The sequence below is a fragment of the Mangrovicoccus sp. HB161399 genome, from assembly GCF_013184745.1.
Classification (GTDB): domain Bacteria; phylum Pseudomonadota; class Alphaproteobacteria; order Rhodobacterales; family Rhodobacteraceae; genus Mangrovicoccus.
In genome coordinates this window covers 1-1,411 of record NZ_JAATVU010000235.1, presented here as the reverse complement: position 1 = coordinate 1,411, position 1,411 = coordinate 1, and the positions used below count along the sequence as shown (strand labels likewise).

The 1,411-nt window shown below is 66.8% G+C and carries 1 protein-coding gene; it reads right to left on the bottom strand.

Translation table 11 applies throughout. The features are described 5' to 3' along the window. Positions 1–101 precede the first annotated feature (101 nt). Positions 102–1,301: a Gfo/Idh/MocA family protein gene (locus HCC78_RS32555; RefSeq protein ID WP_172332820.1), complete on the bottom strand. Its 1,200-nt coding sequence runs from the start codon at positions 1,299–1,301 to the stop codon at positions 102–104. Between the last annotated feature and the right edge of the window lie 110 nt (positions 1,302–1,411).

The following is a 1,411-nucleotide window of genomic DNA, read 5'->3' as shown; positions in this document are numbered from 1 at the left end:
GATCCCCTCGACGCCGAGCGCGACGCATTTGTCGAGCATGTCGGTGAAGGAGAGATCCCCCATCACGTCGGTACAGATGGACAGTTTCATCGCCAGTCTCCTCAGGCGGCAGCCTCTGCCGATGCGGCAGGGTCGTAGGTCACCCAGGCGGCGCCGGCATCTGCCGAGCGCACGCAGGCCTCGAGCCAGCGCACCCCTTCGGTGCCGGCTTCGATCCCCGGGTAGTGATGGGTCTCGAGGAACGCCTCGTCGCCGCGCGTCTTCGCGTCGATCGCCTGGGCGATCCAGAGATAGATGTTGGCCCAGCTGTCGCCGAGACCTTCGGTGTGCAGGGCTCCCATGCGGTCGACCGCGAGGGATTCCTCCTCGAGATAGGGCATGCCGTGATGCAGGATGCGGTTCGGCTCGCCCTGGACTTCGTAGACCAGCTGGTCGGGATGGCTGTCGGACCATTCCACCGAGGCCTTCGAGCCGGTGAAGCGGTAGCGCTGCGAGCCCATGTTCCCGGCATTGACCGAAGAGACCCAGAGCCGCCCGCGGGCGCCGTTGTCATAGTGCATCAGAACGGTTGCGTGGTCTTCGAGCGGCGCGCGCGACGGGATGAAGGCCTTGCGGTCGCACAGGAGCTTCTCGATCTTCAGCTCGGGCAGCACCACCTCGGAGAGGTAGTAGAGATGGGTGCCGATGTCCCCGAGCACGAAGGTCGAACCGGCGGTGGCCGGGTTGGTGCGCCACTTCACGGCCTCGCCGGCATTGCTGTCGTCGCCCGCGTTGAACCCGTGGGTGTACTGCATGTCGACGATGCGGATGTCGCCCAGCATGCCCTTCTTCACCATGGCCGCCATCTGGTGCACCAGCGGGTGGCCGGTGAAGCCGTAGGTGACGCCGACGATCAGCCCCTTGTCGGCGGCGAGCTTGGCGACCTCGTCGCATTCGCCGACGGTGAAGAACAGCGGCTTCTCGCAGATCACGTGGAAGCCCGCTTCCAGCAGCGCCTTGGTGATCTCGAAATGGGTGAAGTTCGGGGTCGCCACGGAGACCACGTCGACCTTGTCTTCACGGTCCTTCTCGCCTGCGATCAGGTCCTGGTAGGTCGCGTAGCAGCGGTCCCCGGCAACGCCGAGCTTCATCCCGAAGTCGCGGCCGCGCTCGGCATCGAGGTCGAAGGCGCCCGCCACCAGCTGGTAGGTGCCGTCGCGCAGCGCGCCGGTGCGGTGCTTGTAGCCGACCTGTCCGGTGCGGCCGCCGCCCACCATGCCCCAGCGGAGCGGGCGGGAAATCGTCATTTCGCCATTGATCATGTGCTTGATCCTTGTGGGGTTGATCAGGTCGGGCGCGCCGCCGGGAGAAGGAGGAGGGCGGCGCGCCCGGGAAGTCCCGGAGGGGGGACTGTCTCGGGGTCCCGGCGGGC

Bases quoted from the DNA above. Each gene is read 5' to 3' on its own strand.
- HCC78_RS32555 (WP_172332820.1), bottom strand. From the start codon at position 1,301: ATGATCAATGGCGAAATGACGATTTCCCGCCCGCTCCGCTGGGGCATG.